Annotated in this window: 13 protein-coding genes and 2 tRNA genes; 7 read left to right on the top strand and 8 right to left on the bottom strand. The window is 41.2% G+C overall.

Features of this window, described 5'->3' with window-relative positions; translation table 11 throughout:
- The 3 genes from C7972_RS07235 to C7972_RS07245 all read left to right on the top strand — a co-directional run.
- A partial coding sequence (locus C7972_RS07235) for a Calx-beta domain-containing protein (RefSeq protein ID WP_181422841.1) occupies positions 1-3,392 on the top strand: 3,392 nt, incomplete at its 5' end.
- 8 nt (positions 3,393-3,400) lie between these two features.
- Positions 3,401-4,393 (top strand): type IX secretion system membrane protein PorP/SprF, encoded by a 993-nt coding sequence (locus C7972_RS07240; RefSeq protein ID WP_110355559.1) that lies wholly within the window; start codon positions 3,401-3,403, stop codon positions 4,391-4,393.
- Between the two features lie 13 nt (positions 4,394-4,406).
- Positions 4,407-6,338 (top strand): OmpA family protein, encoded by a 1,932-nt coding sequence (locus C7972_RS07245; protein ID WP_110355560.1) that lies wholly within the window; start codon positions 4,407-4,409, stop codon positions 6,336-6,338.
- Between the two features lie 51 nt (positions 6,339-6,389).
- Here the strand turns inward: C7972_RS07245 and C7972_RS07250 are convergent, their stop codons facing one another.
- The 5 genes from C7972_RS07250 to C7972_RS07270 all read right to left on the bottom strand — a co-directional run bounded on the left by C7972_RS07250 (position 6,390) and on the right by C7972_RS07270 (position 11,868).
- Positions 6,390-6,581, bottom strand: coding sequence for a hypothetical protein (locus tag C7972_RS07250; RefSeq protein ID WP_110355561.1), 192 nt, complete (start codon positions 6,579-6,581; stop codon positions 6,390-6,392).
- A gap of 1,132 nt (positions 6,582-7,713) precedes the next feature.
- Positions 7,714-8,973 (bottom strand): NRAMP family divalent metal transporter, encoded by a 1,260-nt coding sequence (locus tag C7972_RS07255; RefSeq protein WP_258364792.1) that lies wholly within the window; start codon positions 8,971-8,973, stop codon positions 7,714-7,716.
- Between the two features lie 23 nt (positions 8,974-8,996).
- Positions 8,997-9,632 (bottom strand): vancomycin high temperature exclusion protein, encoded by a 636-nt coding sequence (locus C7972_RS07260; protein WP_110355563.1) that lies wholly within the window; start codon positions 9,630-9,632, stop codon positions 8,997-8,999.
- Between the two features lie 179 nt (positions 9,633-9,811).
- A complete protein-coding gene (locus C7972_RS07265; RefSeq protein WP_146216282.1) occupies positions 9,812-10,165 on the bottom strand; it encodes a hypothetical protein in 354 nt (117 codons plus the stop codon).
- Between the two features lie 851 nt (positions 10,166-11,016).
- A complete protein-coding gene (locus C7972_RS07270; RefSeq protein ID WP_110355565.1) occupies positions 11,017-11,868 on the bottom strand; it encodes a DUF1080 domain-containing protein in 852 nt (283 codons plus the stop codon).
- Positions 11,869-12,102: 234 nt separating this feature from the next.
- Here C7972_RS07270 and C7972_RS07275 point away from each other — a divergent pair, with 234 nt between their 5' ends.
- From C7972_RS07275 to C7972_RS07285, 3 genes are all read left to right on the top strand, one after another.
- A complete protein-coding gene (locus C7972_RS07275; protein ID WP_110355566.1) occupies positions 12,103-12,684 on the top strand; it encodes a Crp/Fnr family transcriptional regulator in 582 nt (193 codons plus the stop codon).
- Positions 12,685-12,762: 78 nt separating this feature from the next.
- On the top strand, positions 12,763-13,050 hold the full coding sequence (locus C7972_RS07280; protein WP_110355567.1) for a hypothetical protein: 288 nt from the start codon (positions 12,763-12,765) through the stop codon (positions 13,048-13,050).
- A gap of 169 nt (positions 13,051-13,219) precedes the next feature.
- Positions 13,220-13,948, top strand: coding sequence for an SDR family oxidoreductase (locus C7972_RS07285; protein WP_110355568.1), 729 nt, complete (start codon positions 13,220-13,222; stop codon positions 13,946-13,948).
- A 340-nt stretch (positions 13,949-14,288) separates the two neighbouring features.
- Here C7972_RS07285 and C7972_RS07290 read toward each other — a convergent pair.
- The 3 genes from C7972_RS07290 to mutS form a co-directional block, all read right to left on the bottom strand.
- Positions 14,289-14,372 (bottom strand) — tRNA-Leu (locus C7972_RS07290).
- Between the two features lie 31 nt (positions 14,373-14,403).
- A tRNA-Gly gene (locus tag C7972_RS07295) sits at positions 14,404-14,479 on the bottom strand.
- Positions 14,480-14,646: 167 nt separating this feature from the next.
- On the bottom strand, positions 14,647-17,223 hold the full coding sequence (gene mutS / locus C7972_RS07300) for a DNA mismatch repair protein MutS (protein WP_110355825.1): 2,577 nt from the start codon (positions 17,221-17,223) through the stop codon (positions 14,647-14,649).
- 209 nt (positions 17,224-17,432) lie between these two features.
- Here mutS and C7972_RS07305 point away from each other — a divergent pair, with 209 nt between their 5' ends.
- Positions 17,433-17,963, top strand: coding sequence for an RNA methyltransferase (locus tag C7972_RS07305; protein WP_110355569.1), 531 nt, complete (start codon positions 17,433-17,435; stop codon positions 17,961-17,963).
- Positions 17,964-18,052 lie beyond the last annotated feature (89 nt).

The raw sequence follows: 18,052 nt of genomic DNA on the forward strand, positions 1-18,052 counted from the left end.
ATATTGCGAGCATAGCGGCCACTGACGCTGCCGCCTCGGAGAGCCCTTTGGGCACTGGGACGTATACCGTTAGCCTTGATGTTCCCAATAGCAGTGGCGGGGACATAACAATAAATTATACGGTAGGTGGAACTGCCACTTCGGGGTCTGATTTTGTTGCACTGTCCGGGACTGTGGTGATCGCCAACGGTGCTCAGGACAATACTATCGTATTAACACCCATTAACGACACCGATGTTGAGGTGTCCGAGACAGTGGTGGTTACCTTGGATGCGGGCACTGGCTATAGCGTCTCTGCCTCCCCGGGCAATAGCGCCACGGTGAACATCACGAGTGAGGACGTTGCCCCGCTACCGGTTGCGAGCATAGCGGCCACTGACGCTGCCGCCTCGGAGAGCCCTTTGGGCACTGGGACGTATACCGTTAGCCTTGATGTTCCCAATAGCAGTGGCGGGGACATAACAATAAATTATACGGTAAGTGGAACTGCCACTTCGGGGTCTGATTTTGTTGCACTGTCCGGGACTGTGGTGATCGCCAACGGTGCTCAGGACAATACTATCGTATTAACACCCATTAACGATGCAGAAACGGAAGCTGCAACGGAATCGGTTATAGTAACCTTGGAAAGTGGTACTGGGTATACTGTTGGTTCGCCCAATAGCGCTACAGTAAATATAACTAGTGACGATACCGCCGGTGTTTCCATTGATGACGTTTCCGTCAACGAAGGTGATGGCACTGCCACCTTTACCGTTACCTTGAATGGGGCCCTTCTTTTGGGAACCACAGTTTCTTTTGTTACAGCAAATAGTACTGCCTTGGCAGGGTCGGATTATGAGGCACAATCTGGTAGCGTTATATTCGCCCCATTGATTGCTAATCAAACCCGAACAATTACAATTGATATTAATGAAGATACCCTGGTGGAGGGGAACGAAACCTTTTTTGTAAACCTGACCAATGCCACCGGTTTTGCCCAAATTGGAAAGGCCCAAGGTGTTGGGACTATCCTGGACAACGACAGCTACATTGCAACCATTACCGCAACAGACGCCGACGCAGCGGAAAGTCCGTTAGATCCAGGTACGTATACCGTGGGACTGAACACTACCAACCTAACCGGCAGCCCTATGGTAATTAATTATACTGTAAGCGGTACTGCTGTTACCGGTACGGATTATATAGCCCTTTCCGGAACTGTCTCCATAGGTGATGGACAAGAGAGTGCTTCCATAACTTTGACCCCGATAAATGATTCGGAAGTGGAAGTAGGATTGGAAACGGTAATCGTAACCTTGGCAAGTGGAACTGGATATACGGTTGGGGCCCCCAACAATGCCACTGTAAATATAGACAGTGAGGATGTTGCAGGAATTTCCATAGATGATGTGGTGGTAAATGAAAGTGATGGTAATGCCACCTTTACGGTTACGCTCAACGCAAATGTTCCTGCAGGAGCCACCGTTTCATATGCCACTTCCAATGATTCGGCTGCAGCGGGAACAGATTATGTGGCGGATTCAGGGACACTTTCTTTCTCCGGCTTGAACAACGAAACACAAACCATTGTAATCGATATTTTGGAAGATACCTTGGCCGAAGGAACAGAAAACTTTTTTGTGAATTTATCCAATCCCACTGGTTTGATCCAAATTGATAAAGCCCAGGGGGTAGGTACCATTGCCGATAACGATAATTGTATGGAGGCGCCCTTAATAAATAGTACCCCTACCATTTTTTGCGATGCCTTTACCCAAGATTTGGACGCCTATACGGACAGTCCTGTTCCTGCTGGTTTTGAGCTGATATGGAGCAGTAATAGTGATTTCTCTATTGAGGGTGCCAGGTTAAATACTAGTGTGGTAGATTTTGAGGCTACCTTTTATGGCTTTTTGTATAACGAAAGTACAGACTGTTTAAGTCCACCCTTGGAGGTGACTTTGGTACGTAATGTGCCACCGGAAGTATTGAGTACCGCACCAACTACTATTTGTGGAAATGGTTCCGCAACTATAAGTGCAACTGTCACTGATGGAGGAAGTTTGTTTTGGTACAATTCGGAATCTGGTGGAATGCCATTGGGGGAGGGTAGTAACTTTGTAACACCCAGTATTGAGGAAACCACTACTTATTGGGTAGAGGCCTCTGCCAATGAGTGTATTACGGAGCGAACTCCCGTAATTGTAACAGTAGCAGATCTCGTTGTTGTAGGAACTACCACGGACGATACCGCCTGTAGTATAGCTGGTGGTGGAGCTACTACCACAGTGGATTTGGATGATACCAGGTCTGCAGGGGATTCTGGAGTTTGGTCTATTGTAGGGACCCCTCCGAGTACCGTTACCATAGCTGCGGGCAATATTGTTGATTTTGAAGGGGCCGTAGAAGGGGAATACGTTTTTAGGTTTACCACCAATACTGCTGTCTCCCCTTGTGTTGACGAAAGCGTGGATGTAACCATAACCGTTTCTACCTGTACTATGGATAGTGATGAGGATGGACTTTTGGATAGGGATGAAACTGCCTTGGGGCTCAATCCCAATCTTCGGGATACCGATGCCGATGGTATTGATGATGGGGTAGAAGTGGGGCCGGATATTAATAACCCCATAGATACCGATAGTGACGGAATTATTGATGCCCTTGATTCCAATATTTTGGATCAGGACAATGATGGTATTGTAGATCAATTGGATCCCGCCAACGATAATCCCTGTATCCCCAATATTTCGGCTGCCTGCCAAATAGATCTGGCTATTGAGAAGGTGGTGGATAAGGAAAGTATTTTGGTGGGTAGGGAAGTTACATTTACCGTAACACTGACCAATCTAAGTCAGATAATGGTGACCAATATAGCGGTGAACGATCTAGTAAGTTCAGCCAACGGATTTCAGTACGTTAGTAGTTCTACCACCAAGGGTGTGTATGATGAATTGGCAGGAGTATGGCAATTGGATGAGGTTCTGGCAGAGGAGGTCAATACCTTGACCATTACTGCCATTGTACCCGAAATTGGTACTTATCAGAATATTGCGGCCATTGTGGACTCTTTTCCAGAGGATTCCAATGCCACCAATAATACGGCCACGGCTACCGTAACGGGAACCCCGCGTTCCACGGAAGAATGTGGATTCCTCTTTAATCAGATATCCCCAAATGCCGATGGAATAAATGATACGGTATTTATTAACTGTATAACCGATTACCCCAATAATACCCTTCAAATTTTTGATCGCTATGGCAATGAAGTTTTTTCTGCCAATGGCTATGATAATACTTGGATGGGAACTGGTAAAAATGGAGATTTGCCTAAAGGGACTTACTTCTATATCCTAGATCTTGGTGATGGATCGGAAGTTCGAAAAGGTTGGATCCAAATCATAAGATAAAATAGACTATGGATAAAGGAATATACGATAAAGTGTATAGAGATATTTTATTGGTTTGTAGCCTGCTGTTTTTTTCTGTAGGCTCACTTTTTGCCCAGAAAGAACCTCAGTATACCCAATATATGTACAATATAGGAAGTTTTAACCCCGCCTATGTAGGTACGGTGGAAACTCCTGATATTACAGGTCTTTATCGCGCTCAATGGACAGGAATTCCGGGTGCGCCAAAAACTATGAGATTTGGGGTCAACCTGCCCTTGGCCAATGAGAAAAATGGACTGGGATTTAATGTGGTAAGCGATCAATTAGGGCCTACCACCCAAACGTATATAGATGTTGCCTATTCCTTTCAGGTGAAGATCTCGGACGATACCAAACTCTCCTTTGGGGTAGATGCAGGAGGTTCCTTGTTGGATGTGGATTATACCAAAGGCGATTTTGAAAACCCCAGTGAACCCTTGATCAATAATGCCGACACCTTTAATAAATTTTATCCCACCGTGGGAGCGGGGATGTTTATGTATCAGGAAAATTGGTATGTAGGCTTATCGGTACCTAATTTTTTAACTTCGGGCATTTACGCGGACGAGGTTGCCAATATTGTAGAAGATAAAATGCAGTTTAATTTTATAGGGGGCTATGTCTTTGATTTTAGCGAAGGCCTTAAATTTAAACCGGCCTTCTTAATGAATTATTTAAAAGGCTTGCCCCTAAATCTAAATTTGTCCACTAATTTTTTAATAAACGATATAGTAACTTTGGGGGCGTCCTATAGATTGGATAATGCATTGAGCGGCTTGGCCGGATTGCAGGTTTCCAATAGTCTGTTCGTTGGGTATTCGTACGATTACAATACCAATGGATTAGGCGAATATAGTCAAGGCTCGCATGAAGTAATTTTAAAGTTTTATTTGGGTAGAGCAAGTGGAAAAAGTAAAAAGGACAGTAAAAGAGATCAAAAGGGTATGCCTAAACAAATAGACAGTCCTCGATTTTTCTAAAACAATTACCAATATGAAGTTTAAGTTCGTAGTTATATTTTTTGTCATTTTATCGTCCTTCGGTTTTGCACAGCAAAAAAAATCCAAGGGGGATGTATTGTTTTTTGAATATTCCTACAATCAGGCTATTATTGAATATCAAAAGGAATTAAGGGAGACCAAACTTTCCAATACCCAATATTTAAACTTGGCGGATTCCTACATGAAAGTAGGGAACTACAAAAAAGCATCTGACATATACGTGGATGTTTTTCAGAAAGATACCACTATGTCCAAATATCACTTCAATAAAATGCTGCAGGCCTTGGCCAAGACTTCGGAAGTTGGGAAAGTAAAAGCCTATCTGGCTACAAAGGAAGATAAGTTACCACAGGAATTGATAGAGAATGCCACTTTTAACTATGAACTCATAGCTACCAATAGTGATGAGGAACTGGATTTTGAGATATTCAATATAAGTGGGAATAGTCCTCAATCCGATTTTTCCCCTACCTTTTACAAAGGAAGCTTATTGTTTTCCAGTGATAGGCCTGATGGTTCCAAGAAGGTATATGGCCCCTCCGGGGAGTCTTACCTAAATATTTATGAATCCAAAATTGATCTTCAGGGCAATGTAAAGGATCCCCGGCCCTTCAAGGGTATTGCGGACACTAAATTCCATAGGGCCACCCCCTTTTATTCAGAGGAGTTGAACAATGTGTTCTATGTACTTTCCAATTCAGATGGTGAAAATTTAGAGTTTAGCGACAAGGGCAAAAATGCCCTTTCCATTGGAATGGCAACCAGCCAAGGATCGTTTAAGTTTATTCTGAGGGATCCTGATACCTCTTTTTATTATCCCTTTTATGAGGCAGCTACCGGACGCTTATTTTTTGCGGCGGATTTTGGTGATGGTTATGGTGGTACGGATATCTATTATGTTTATACCAATGATGGATTGATAATGTCGGCACCAACAAATTTGGGACCTAGGATTAATACTCCAGGGAATGAAATTGCCCCGTTTATTTTTGAGAATAGTTTGTATTTCTCCTCGGATATATTTTATGGCCTTGGGGGAATGGATATTTATAAGTCTACCATCCAGGCAGACGATACCTATAGTATTCCCATTAATCTTGGGCCAGGTATTAATTCTGAAAAGGACGATTTTGGGTTTATTATTAAGAATAACGATACCAATGGACTGTTGGGATATTTTTCGTCCAATAGGAACGGGGGTAAGGGCGGAGATGATATTTACGGCTTTAATGTTAAGGAAAAACCTGGGTTAAAGACCTTGGCCTTAAAGGGGAAAGTGGTTAACCTAACCTCCAACAATGGGGTCTCCAAGGCTCAGGTTAGGTTAATTGACAAGGATGGAAAGCTGGTTAAGGAAGTATTTGCCAACGAGAATGGTGATTACAGTATTGAAATTCCTTTTCAGAATCAGATAACCATTGAGGCTACCAAAAAGAGGCATTCCATTTTTTCTGTGACGTATCAAGATAACGACTTGGAAGGGATTCAAGAGAAAGCTTTCAATATGGGGATTAAATTTTTGGACGATTTGGTGGAGGAACAGGAGGATCAAACGGTTATAAAATTAAAGAAGTTCTATTTTGGTAAGGGGCAGAGCTCTATTACCCCGGAGATTGCCCAAGAATTGGATAAGGTGGTGGATGTTATGGGGAGATTTCCCCAATTGCAACTTAGGGTGGAATCACATACCGATAGTAGAGGGGGGTCCAGTTCCAATTTTACCTTATCCCAGAAAAGATCCGATGCCATTAAAAAGTATCTCCTACAAAAAGGGGTGCCTGCGGGCAGTATCCTCTATTCTATAGGTTATGGAGAGGAAAAACTTGTGAATGGTTGTAAGAACGGAGTTTTTTGCCTAGATATGTTACACAAAAAGAACGAGAGATCCTTAATAGTAGTGCTTAATTACAATCTCTTGTATTAGGGTAGTATAATACTTTACAAAATACTGGGACTTTATGCCGTTAATGGTAGATTAGGTTGCTAAGTTGAACTCACTACAGTCCTTGATTTCGCCGTAGTATGTTTCCCTGTATTTGTGGAGTGTCCTTATCGGAATGCCCAGTATAACCTCTTTTATATAGGTTACCTTGGTGTATAAGATTCCCATTTTGGAATTATATCGCTTTTCGTTCCTTGTATTTCTCTTTATACGTGTCAATTTCATTATGCTGCGCTTCTTCTTCATATTTTACAAAGGTTAAGGAATGAAATGTTAAAAGCAAATATTAGATGTTAAGTCTTTACGGATCATGACCAATTGTTGTGTTTATCAAAAAGTTAGGAATAATTTGATCAGTCGTGTTTTTTGATCAATAGTTTTAATTAATAGGAGCAATTCATTAAAACCAATGATTAAATTATTCTTTCATTTTACTCAATTGGTTGTTATTGTTTTTTATCGGATTTCGTGAATCTTCGATTTCTTTGCTTGTCCAATGAAACCGACCTAGGAGGTTCATGAATACCAAATTACAAAATAAGCAAGCAATGAATAAAACGAAACCGCAGGTTCACGAATACATAATTAGGAAAATAACCAGCCATGAGCTAAACAAACCTGCCTTCCGGCAGGCAGGAGAAAAGACCCTTCTTCGCTAGGCGCTCCCTAAAATCTCTGGATTTTAAGGACCGATGCCATGGCCTAAATTATTTCCAAGGCTTCAATAATTCTTAACGGCCATGCCATCTCCTCTACGGAAGAAGAACGGCCGAACCATAGACCTTGAGGACAATGCTCAAAGGTTTTTAATAACGGAAAATGACTTTTCCCACATGAGGGTTGACGGAACGAAAGGACCGGCCTATTTTCAATTTCGTATTAAATCAAGTAGTTTCCACATTGGGTTCAGGTAGGCGTCCATAGAGCATTTCACCCAAGTGAAAGCGGCCTGGACGCCGGGGCCGTGGAAAGTGCGTAGATTTAAAGAAATTTAAAATCAGCTTGGCCATGGCTACAGCTGGCTCCTCCTAACCAAGGTACACCGTACCTTGGTTATTCGGCCCTGGTCGTTTTTTATTCATCGGCTGGTCTATTGGTTTTTAATGGTATTCATGAATGCTGCGCATTTGGGCGATGCAAAAAATGAACAGGATACAAACTTGAAATAGTAAATTATATTTTTTTGTAATTCACACACAACTTTTGGGATTGATCCGTCTTTACCCGCTAAATGGTATATAAAACCCTAACGTTTGCCCTAAGGTCGGTAGTCCAGCCTATGCTGGTAGACAGGCCTTCATTGAGTTAATTGCCTAAGGGTATAAAATGATCGGGATACATTTATTTGAAAGTTGTTTTAAAACAATAGCATCCAACAATAATAGATGGAAAAGAGTGTGAGAAATATTATACCGAGATAGGTTAATAGCTGAAGGTTTCTATTGGGCCTATCTGTTTCAGGTATTTCATGGCTCATTACATTCTTGAGATTCATATAACCTATGATGGGTGCCATAACAAATGATACAAATGTGGCCATGGCTACAAGTAGCCCCATATTGGCGGAAAAGATGCTTATGACCATAAAGTTTATGATGGCAAGAAGAATTATTCCTATAGAAAATCCCTTATTTTTTATAACCTCTCTTTTTGGAAAGAGTAGGGTCAATATATCAACACTTACCCTGGCAATGGCATCGTGGGCGGTAATACATGTACTGAACATGGTGGCAAACGCTGCTACTGCAATTAAAATATAAGCCCAGGATCCAATATTGGCGGTAAACAATTGAACCAGTTGGTCCGCAAAAACTACGGCGCTGCTACTTAATTCCGTGTTGGTGCCATAAAGGGTGAACCAGCCGATAACCATAAAAAAGATAGCTAAAATGGCTGTTGTGAAATAGCCGAATTTAAATTCTTGTAAAGCCTCCTTTAGGGTGGGTTTTTGTTTGGAATTTTTAAATTTTTCAATGCTCCAAAGACTTATCCAACCAGATGCCTCCACAGCCGTAGGCATCCATCCCATTAGTCCTATTAAAAAAAGAATTCCCACTTCATTGAAGATTACCGGTGTTTTAAAGTGTTCCACCGCTGTAACCTTGCCGTTGGCGATTACCAGAATTGTTGTCACCAAAAGGGCCAGGAACAAAATGGATATCACATATTTCAATGAAATTTCCAGAAATTTATAGCGTCCAACAATGAGCAGAATACAAATTATAATAAAAAGTCCGCCAGCTACAACGCTTACAGGAGTATTGGTTAATTGAAAAAGATTAATCAGCAAGCCCGAGGTAACCACATAGAGTGCCGCTAGTATGGTGAAAGTGCTGAAGAGGGTAATTATCGCATAGAAGATGAGATAGGCCTTACCGCGATCAAGATAGCCCTCTATAAGGGTTTTGTTGGTAATGTTGGTATATCTGATCCCAAATTCAAAAAATGGATATTTAAAGATATTGGCCAATAAAATGGGGAATACCATTACCCATCCATATTGGGCGCCCGCTTTGGTGGAAAGCACTAAATGGGAAGTGCCTATGGCCGTACTGGCAAAAAGTAGGCCAGGACCAAGGTTTTTAATCAGTTTTTTTATGGAAAGCAGCATTGACATAGCAGGCGTAAATATAGCTAAGTTTACTTAATTTCAATTTTGTCCCCAAAGAATTTTGGTTGGGTATTAAGTACTAGGTCAATAAACACTTTTACGCGTGCAAAATACTCTCTTATCTGAATTTTTAAGCCGTGTTTTATGGATAGATCCTCGGCATTATATCCTATGGCATACAACCCTTTTTGCTCGGCTATATAAATGGCCCGCTGGTTGTGGAATTTTTGTGAAATAACGGTAACACTGTCCAATCCAAAGATGACCTTCGCCCTGACCATGGAATCCAGCGTGCGAAAACCGGCATAATCCAAAAATATTTTTTCACCAGGGATGCCTCCAAGCACAAGGTCTTTCTTGAAAACAGTTGGTTCGTTGTAGTACTGGGTGCCATTATCCCCGCTGACCAATACATAGTCTATTTTTCCAGCTTTATATAGCTCCATAGTGGCTTTGATCCTATTTGTGTAATACGGGTTGGATCCTCCACCTACCAGCCTGTTGGAAGTGCCTAGGACGAGGCCTACTTTGTTTTTGGGAATTTCCTGTAAGTTCCAATAGGTTCTGTCCTCGGTGGTATTTTCTATGATGCTATTGCAGCTGGTCAAAATCAAATAAATCCCCAATATTCCAAGTAGAAATAAAATGCCAATTTTCTTTTTCATGGGTCATAAGAATATGTCCTCAAGGTAAACAATTCAATCCTATTGTGACTTGTACATGGTTTAGGAAAGTATAAAGGCCTCGAATAGGTCCGATAACCAAAACGGATGATATTGTATAATACAAATAAACCCTGACGTTTATGGTCAGGGTTTAATATTGTGTCTAAATCTTATTTGGATTAGTTGGCATTGGTACCAATATTACCTTGTGTAATAACGATTTCCAAGTGATCCTCATTTTGATGAATTTTAAGGTGACCATCAAATTTCAAAAGTTGTTCGTAGGAAATCGGCGTACCGTCGTCCAAGGTAGTCACAATTGTGCTACTGGATTCGCAATCGCAATCAATCGGTTCTAGCGTTATCGCTATTTCTCCACCTGTTTCTGCATTGTTAAAATAAATAAATGCGGGATGTACGTCTTTGGAAGAGCCGTTTATCTCCAGTAGTACGGTGGTTGATCCGTCTTCATTCTTTTTAAACGTGACTTTACCGGTGATTTTTGAATTGGAGACGGAGCTCAGCGTATACAATTTAACACTGGTTGATGATTTTGAAGACGAATCGTCTTTACTACAACCTGAAACAATTAAAGAAATTGATACTAAGAATAGGTAGATATATTTTTTCATTTTACGGAGGATTTATTGATCAAAGTTTCCAAAATAATTGGATCAATATTCTATTTAAACTTCAATCGGTACGAATAATCGATGAATTGTAAATAAATACCTACTTTATCCTGTAATTATGGTTAAATGTATCTTGCTATTAGGTGAAATCGACTTCCGTAAATGAATATTAGGGATACTGTTTTGTTTAGGAAAAAATCTTACCATGAGCAATTTTGCTCCCAATAAGTCCGCATGTACTTTGATTTAAGTTTCATAAGTACCGGTATAGGTCCTAAAAAAAAGGAGGGAATAAGTATAATGGGTAATGAATGTTATCTGCCTTAGGATCTTTTGGCCTTCTTTTCCCTCTTTGCCGCTTTCTTTTCCTTGGCGGATAAAACAGCTTCCTTTTTTACATTTTTCTTTGCGTCCTGACTCTTTGCCATAATAATTACTTTTTAACGAAGATAATGAATATGGGGCCTGTTATTACTGGAAAAATACTATTTATTAAAATAATCCAATTATTCCAGTCAAGCCCTTAATTACAGTCTGGGAAAAAGGAATTATTTTCTAAAGCTATTATTTATTAGTGAAACCCAATATTCAGAAGTCAGAAAGACGCACTAAAAATTGCAAGTTGAACTAATCCTGCCTTTTTCGGCGGGATCTAGGTTCAATACCTCGACCCTAGGGTCGATTCCTATTATAGGGTTCAGGGCCTGCCTTTGTCGGCAGACAGGCCTGCCTGCCCTTAGGTTTAAAACCTTTTATTCCTGCAACGCCACGCGTTTTTGGGCCATTAGTTTTGCAATTACTTTCTTCAATTTCTTGGGTCTATCGGCATACCTTTCCAAATCAATAATTTCTACTTTACGGAAGTCTACTGGGTGACTTTCGCTTTGTAGGGAAATGCTACCGGACTTTAAAAGTTCTCCCTGTTCCGATCCTTTTACCGGATCTAGTTGGGGTTTGCTATAACGCATAACTTCTTCCCCGTTTACATAGTGGACAATTAAGGAGTCCCTTAATACAAGGACTTCTACCCGTGTCCATTGATCACCGTGGTAGGTTTTGGAGGTGGAATTGGTGCAGTGTTGTTTTATAAGCTTGCCATCTTTTACAAATTGGGTGCCCGGGGTACATAAATTTGCCGTGGACCGTTCATCCTTGCCATTGCCTCCCAGCAACTGCACTTCAATGGAATTTGGAAAATCCTGGTCTACCGTCATGGTCGCCGGATCTTGGCCATGTACCATTATGCCACTGTTTCTATAGGCCCAACCCGGTCCTTCCTTAACCTGATCGCCTACAAATCTATATTCTACGCCTATTAAATAGGAAGAAAATGGTTCCTTGTAAAACAGGTGCCCAAATTGCTCGTCAAAATTGGAATATTGATCATATCTTACCTGTATATTGCCATCTTTGACTTGAAAAGTATTGCCAAAATTCTCGTTTAATTTATGCTGCCTTATTTTTATGTGCCAATCATTTAAATCCTTTCCATTGAACAACTGCTTCCATTTTATATTTTTTTGCGCTGAAGATTCACCGGAGATTAAACCTAGACCAATGATCAAGAAAATAGTAAAAATGGTTTTGTTGGATTTTGTTCTCATTTGAGGGAATTTAGTTTGAAGGGTCTAAAATAGTATTTTATATTAAGATTTGGGACCGTTTTTTGGGGACAATTATCTTTTTTGATACATTGTATATCTCCTGTTCCGGCTGGTTGTATTTTGTAGGATCCATCATCCCTGTAATATTGGCCAAAGTGAATGGTGTTCCGGAAATCTCCGTGAAATTAATTCTTAACTTTAACTGGTCCAAACTATGTGCCTTAAGGAGAAGAAATGAAAAAAGCGTATATCTTTAGCGTACTCAGCGCCATTCATCCGATAACTGTGGAAGCCTGGGCCGATTTGCAGGAATTGTTTGTACCACAGCAATTAAATAGAAACGACTATTTGGTCAGGGAAGGTTCAAGGGTCAATTCGTGTTATTTACTTACGGAGGGAGTGGTACGGGTGTTTTACAACAAGGAAGGGAATGAGTACAACAAGACCTTTTTCATGCCAGGAACGTTTCCCACCCCCCTAACGGCCCTGTTGTCCGATACACCTTCATCATTGTCCTTTCAAGCATTATTGCCAAGCCAATTAATCAAATTCTCCTACAGCGAATTTAGGGTGCTATTTGAAAAACACAGATGTCTTGAATCCCTTATGCTTGGAATTCTTGAACAATTGTGGATAAAAAAGGAAAGACATGACATCCATATGGTGACAAATGATGCCACCACCAATTATATGATTTTTAGACAAACATTCCCTGAACTTGAAAAATTAATTCCCCAATATCACATAGCCTCCTACTTGGGCATCACGCCCATTCAATTGAGTAGGATCCGTGCACAGCTGGTCCAAACTCGCTAAGTATATTCCTTAACATATGTTAATGTCCTGGGATTTTGTTTTCCACAATTTTGTTGCGAACATTAAAGTTTGTGTACTATGAAATCACTCATTGGTCATCCCATCGTTATCTATGTAGCAGCCGGATTGGCTTGCCTTTGTATCATGGTGATTGTAGATTACCTCCTGGGAACAGAAGCTGAACACCTAAATGCATGGGCAATTGTAAATAAATTATTTGGACGTGGCACTGGAGTAGGAGACAGTAGGTCCATTCAGTATATGGGATTGTTTGGTGCCACACTGCTCATGCTCATTGTGAACGGCCTATTTGGCGTACTTCTCATTGGGTTTATCAAACTTCTTATTGGCCTGGTACATGCTTAAAATGTAAATGCCATGACAAGTACCGGCAAGATTGTTGGGGCCTTATTGTGTCTGGTGGGCAAAACGGTAACAAATCACAACAACCTTCAAGTATATCCCGGCAAGGGGAAATCGGTCTAAGGTTGGCAGGGCCACATTTTTTAAACAATTTAATACTAAAACCTTATTTATGAAGCTTACAAATAATACCATACTCATTACAGGTGGTACATCCGGCATCGGGCTGACACTTGGCAGGGCCCTATTGATACGCAACAATACGGTTATCCTCTTGGGAAGGGACCAATCAAAGCTTGCATTGGCCGAAAAAGAGGGATTTAAGACAATTCTTTGTGATTTGGGCAGGCAGGAGGATATTGAAAGTGCAGTATTCTTTATCCACAGTCATTATCCTCAAGTCAATATGCTTTTCAACAACGCCGGGGTTCAATGTAATTACGATTTTACCAGTAGTGTAATTCCGATCAAAAAGATTTCACAGGAAATAAATATCAACCTTACCGGCCAATTGATTTTGACGCAATTGATGATTCCTATTTTGGCCAAAGCCCCAAAAGCCGTTATCGTCAATACCACATCTGGTCTGGGGATTTTTCCAAAGGTAGATGGCTTGGTCTACAGTGCTGGTAAGGCAGCCATGCGAAACTTCACAACGGGTCTTCGGTATGGTTTAAAAAATACCTCTATCCGTGTATTGGAATTGATTCCTCCCGTTACCGATACCCCGATGACCAAGGGAAGGAAAACAAAAAAGATGGCGGCAGCTGTGCTGGTAGACACCATACTTCCACAACTTCAAAAAGAAAAGGAAATACTTACCATTCCGAAAATTAGATTGTTTTTTTGGATCGCTTTTTTGTTTCCATCATTGGCCCATAAAATCTTATCAAAATCATAAGCGGGATCAATGACTGGGCCGTATAGAATGGAGGGTGAAATCTATTGTTAAAATCCGCCGTGCAAGGTCTCCTTACTTTGAACTTTCCATCTCACGGGCTAGGTAGTTCTATAAAAGTTTGTACAGAAAAAGTCACCGTTGTACAAAGGTTCCTGACCAGCCCTGTATAAAATCAATTAAAAGAGGAACTTGCCTCGGTGCGTCCCGTTCGAACAAGTTAAAAGAAAAGGCCAGTCCTAACAGGACTATTATTTTTGTTTCCTTCATTTTCACACAAAAAAATTGACAAAAATGAAGGCATAAAAAAACCAAAGCTTTCGCTTTGGTCTTTCTTCCTTTGTACTCGAGGCGGGACTTGAACCCGCACGGACTAATGTCCATTGGATTTTAAGTCCAACGTGTCTACCAATTCCACCACTCGAGCCTAACTGCTCAGAGCAGTAGAGATTTTACAATGGAGCGAAAAACGGGATTCGAACCCGCGACCTCCACCTTGGCAAGGTGGCGCTCTACCAACTGAGCTATTTTCGCGATTATAATAATGAACGTTGCATCCTTTTTGGATGCGGGAGCAAATTTAATATAATTCTATAAAAAGCAAAGAACTTTTCACTAAAAAGAATCAAAATATTTATAATGTACCCAAGGTGAATATTTTAGGCGGGATTTATAGGTTGAACGTACATTAAGTGCCTGCGCTAAGCATTTTTCTTCTTGGAGAGCAAACGCTTAATTTCATTTAATTTCATCAAGGCCTCCACCGGAGTTAAAGTGTTGATGTCCAGATGTATTATTTCTTCCTTGATCTGTTCCAGCAAAGGGTCGTCCATATTGAAAAAACTTAATTGCATTTCGTTTTGCACCAATTGTAATTTATCGGAAAGCTCTTCGCTGGAATGCGATTTTTCCAATTTTTTTAGAATTTTGTTGGCTTTGTGGATCACCTGCTGTGGCATGCCGGCCATTTTGGCCACGTGTATACCAAAACTGTGCTCGCTACCGCCTGGGGTGAGTTTTCGTAAAAAGAGCACATTGTCCTTTAGTTCCTTCACGGAGACATTGAAGTTCTTGATACGTGAAAATGTGGAGGTCATTTCATTGAGCTCATGATAATGGGTGGCGAACAATGTCTTCGCTTTGGCGGGATGTTCGTGCAAATATTCCGAAATGGCCCAGGCAATGGAGATGCCGTCATAAGTGCTGGTGCCCCTACCTATCTCATCCAAAAGTACCAGACTTCGCTCGGAAAGGTTATTTAGAATAGAGGCGGTTTCGTTCATTTCCACCATAAAGGTAGACTCGCCCATAGAGATATTGTCACTGGCACCTACACGGGTGAATATTTTATCTACATAACCAATTTTGGCAGTGTCGGCGGGTACAAAACTTCCCATCTGGGCCAACAATACAATGAGGGCCGTTTGCCTTAAGATGGCCGATTTACCACTCATGTTGGGGCCAGTGATCATAATGATCTGTTGCTCGTCCCTATTTAAGGTAACATCATTGGCAATGTAGGCTTCTCCCAACGGCAATTGTTTTTCAATGACGGGATGCCTACCGCCAACAATGGATAGTTCGGTAGAATCGTCCATATCTGGAGAAACATAGTTGTTCTCCTTGGCCAATTGGGTAAAGCCGCAGAGACAATCCAGCTGCGCAATTTGAAAGGCATTGTTCTGTACAGGGGTTATGTATTCCTGCATCCAGACTACTAACTGGGAAAACAATTGCTGTTCCAAACTTAGGATCCGCTCTTCCGCACCCAATATTTTTGCTTCGTATTCCTTGAGCTCTTCGGTGATATACCGTTCGGCATTGACCAAAGTCTGCTTTCGGATCCAATCATCGGGTACTTTGTCCTTATGGGTATTGCGCACTTCTATATAATAACCAAAGACATTGTTGGAGGCTATTTTTAGGGAGGTGATACCCGTGCGTTCGGTTTCCCTTTCCAGCATTTTTTCCAGATAGTCCTTGCCGGAATAGGCCAACCCCCTTAGCTCGTCCAATTCTGCGGAATAGCCTTCTGCAATGGTGCTTCCTTTGAGCATATTTACCGGGGCCTCTTCACTGACCATTTCCTTGATCTTGCTTCTGAGCATATCACAGGTATGTAATTGGTCGCCAATAAGGTTTAGTGCCTCGTTCTTGCTTTGGGTGGTGATCTGTTTTATGGGTACTATGGCCTCTAAGGAATTTTTAAGCTGAACAACTTCCTTAGGGTTTATTTTTCCCGTGGCCACCTTGGATATCAATCTTTCCAAATCCCCAATTTGCTTAATACCGCCCTGTAATTTATGGAGGGCAGCTTCGTTATCGGTCAAATGGGTGATTACCTGATGTCTTCTACGTATTTTCTCAATATTCTTTAAAGGAAGTGCCAACCATCTTTTTAGCATTCTTCCGCCCATAGGCGAGATGGTCTTGTCTATGACGTCTAAAAGGGTAACCGCATTTTGGTTGTTGGAATGGTAAAGTTCCAAATTTCTTATGGTAAACCTGTCCATCCAGATATATTCCTCTTCGGCAATACGTTGAAGAGTATTGATATGTTGCAATTGCCTGTGCTGGGTATCGGAAAGATAATGTAGTACAACCCCTGCTGCGACTATGCCGTGGGTTAAATGATCCACCCCAAAACCTTTTAGGCTTTTGGTCTTAAAATGATTGGTAAGTGTCTCCAATGCATAATCATCCTGAAAGATCCAATCTTCGGTGAAAAAAGTATGGAAATTTTTACCAAAGGCCTCCAAAAATTCCTTTTTATTGGCTTTTGATACCAAAACCTCGTTCGGAGAGAAATTTTGTAACAATTTGTCTATCTGTTCCTCATTGCCTTCCGAAGTTAAAAATTCCCCCGTGGATATATCCACAAAGGATATTCCCAATCTTTTCCGTCCAAAATGAACCGCACATAAAAAATTGTTGGTCTTGGCCGAAAGGATATCGTCGTTCATGGCCACGCCAGGGGTAACCAGTTCGGTAACACCTCTTTTCACTATGGTCTTGGTGAGCTTGGGGTCTTCCAGCTGATCGCAAATGGCAACCCTTTGCCCTGCTTTTACCAGTTTTGGCAAATAGGTGTTTAGGGAATGGTGCGGAAAACCGGCCAGTTCCGTTCTGTCGCCACCATTGTTTCGATGGGTAAGAATAATGCCGAGTATCTTGGAAGCTTTAACGGCATCTTCCCCAAAAGTTTCGTAAAAATCCCCAACACGGAACAATAATAGGGCATCAGGGTATTTCACCTTAATGGTATTGTACTGTTTCATTAAAGGGGTCACCTTTTTTGTTTTTCCCGAGTCTGCCAAAAGCGATATTATTAACTTATTTTTGCATTCCTTTCCTGAACAACGAATGTAAGGTTTATCCACTGGAATGTACCCTATTGTTGATATTTTGGGGATAACTTTATGTCGTTCTGACCAAGGTAATGTCATTGGTTATTTTAGGAAAATAGTTCAAATTTAAATAGGATTGGATGCGTAAACTGGAGAATAGCGAATTGGACCGACTTAATATAGAGGAGTTTAAACAGGTGGAAAAAACGCCGATTTGCATTGTGTTGGACAATGTGCGGAGCTTGAACAATATTGGCTCGGTTTTTAGGACGGCGGATGCCTTTTTAATAGAAAAGATATACCTGTGCGGAATTACCGCAACCCCGCCACACAAGGAAATACATAAAACCGCCTTGGGTGCTACGGACAGTGTTGGTTGGGAATATAGGGAGAGCACCATGGCATTGTTGGAGGAATTAAGGGCAGAGGGCTATACCTCACTTTCTGTGGAGCAAGCCGAGAATGCCATTATGTTGAACAACTTTAAGATTGAAGAAAATAAAAAGTATGCCCTAATTTTTGGCAACGAGGTAAAGGGGGTTTCCCAAGATGTAGTCTCAGGTAGCGACCTGGTTTTGGAAATTCCACAATACGGCACTAAACATTCCCTGAATATTTCAGTTAGTGTGGGTGTCGTGGTTTGGGATCTCTGGGCCAAACTTAAGGGGTGAAATCAATTAGAAAAAGTCACTGCTGTACAAAGGCTCCTGACCAGCGCATTACAAAATCAATTAAAAGAAGAACTTTTTTAAAACCAAAA

Origin of the sequence: Arenibacter sp. ARW7G5Y1 (genome assembly GCF_003201775.1) — a bacterium.
GTDB lineage: Bacteria > Bacteroidota > Bacteroidia > Flavobacteriales > Flavobacteriaceae > Arenibacter.

Coding starts and splice junctions, on each gene's coding strand:
- C7972_RS07240 (WP_110355559.1), top strand. CDS start 3,401: ATGGATAAAGGAATATACGATAAAGTGTATAGAGATATTTTATTGGTT.
- C7972_RS07245 (WP_110355560.1), top strand. CDS start 4,407: ATGAAGTTTAAGTTCGTAGTTATATTTTTTGTCATTTTATCGTCCTTC.
- C7972_RS07250 (WP_110355561.1), bottom strand. CDS start 6,581: ATGAAATTGACACGTATAAAGAGAAATACAAGGAACGAAAAGCGATAT.
- C7972_RS07255 (WP_258364792.1), bottom strand. CDS start 8,973: ATGTCAATGCTGCTTTCCATAAAAAAACTGATTAAAAACCTTGGTCCT.
- C7972_RS07260 (WP_110355563.1), bottom strand. CDS start 9,632: ATGAAAAAGAAAATTGGCATTTTATTTCTACTTGGAATATTGGGGATT.
- C7972_RS07270 (WP_110355565.1), bottom strand. CDS start 11,868: ATGAGAACAAAATCCAACAAAACCATTTTTACTATTTTCTTGATCATT.
- C7972_RS07275 (WP_110355566.1), top strand. CDS start 12,103: ATGAAAAAAGCGTATATCTTTAGCGTACTCAGCGCCATTCATCCGATA.
- C7972_RS07280 (WP_110355567.1), top strand. CDS start 12,763: ATGAAATCACTCATTGGTCATCCCATCGTTATCTATGTAGCAGCCGGA.
- C7972_RS07285 (WP_110355568.1), top strand. CDS start 13,220: ATGAAGCTTACAAATAATACCATACTCATTACAGGTGGTACATCCGGC.
- mutS (WP_110355825.1), bottom strand. CDS start 17,223: ATGAAACAGTACAATACCATTAAGGTGAAATACCCTGATGCCCTATTA.
- C7972_RS07305 (WP_110355569.1), top strand. CDS start 17,433: ATGCGTAAACTGGAGAATAGCGAATTGGACCGACTTAATATAGAGGAG.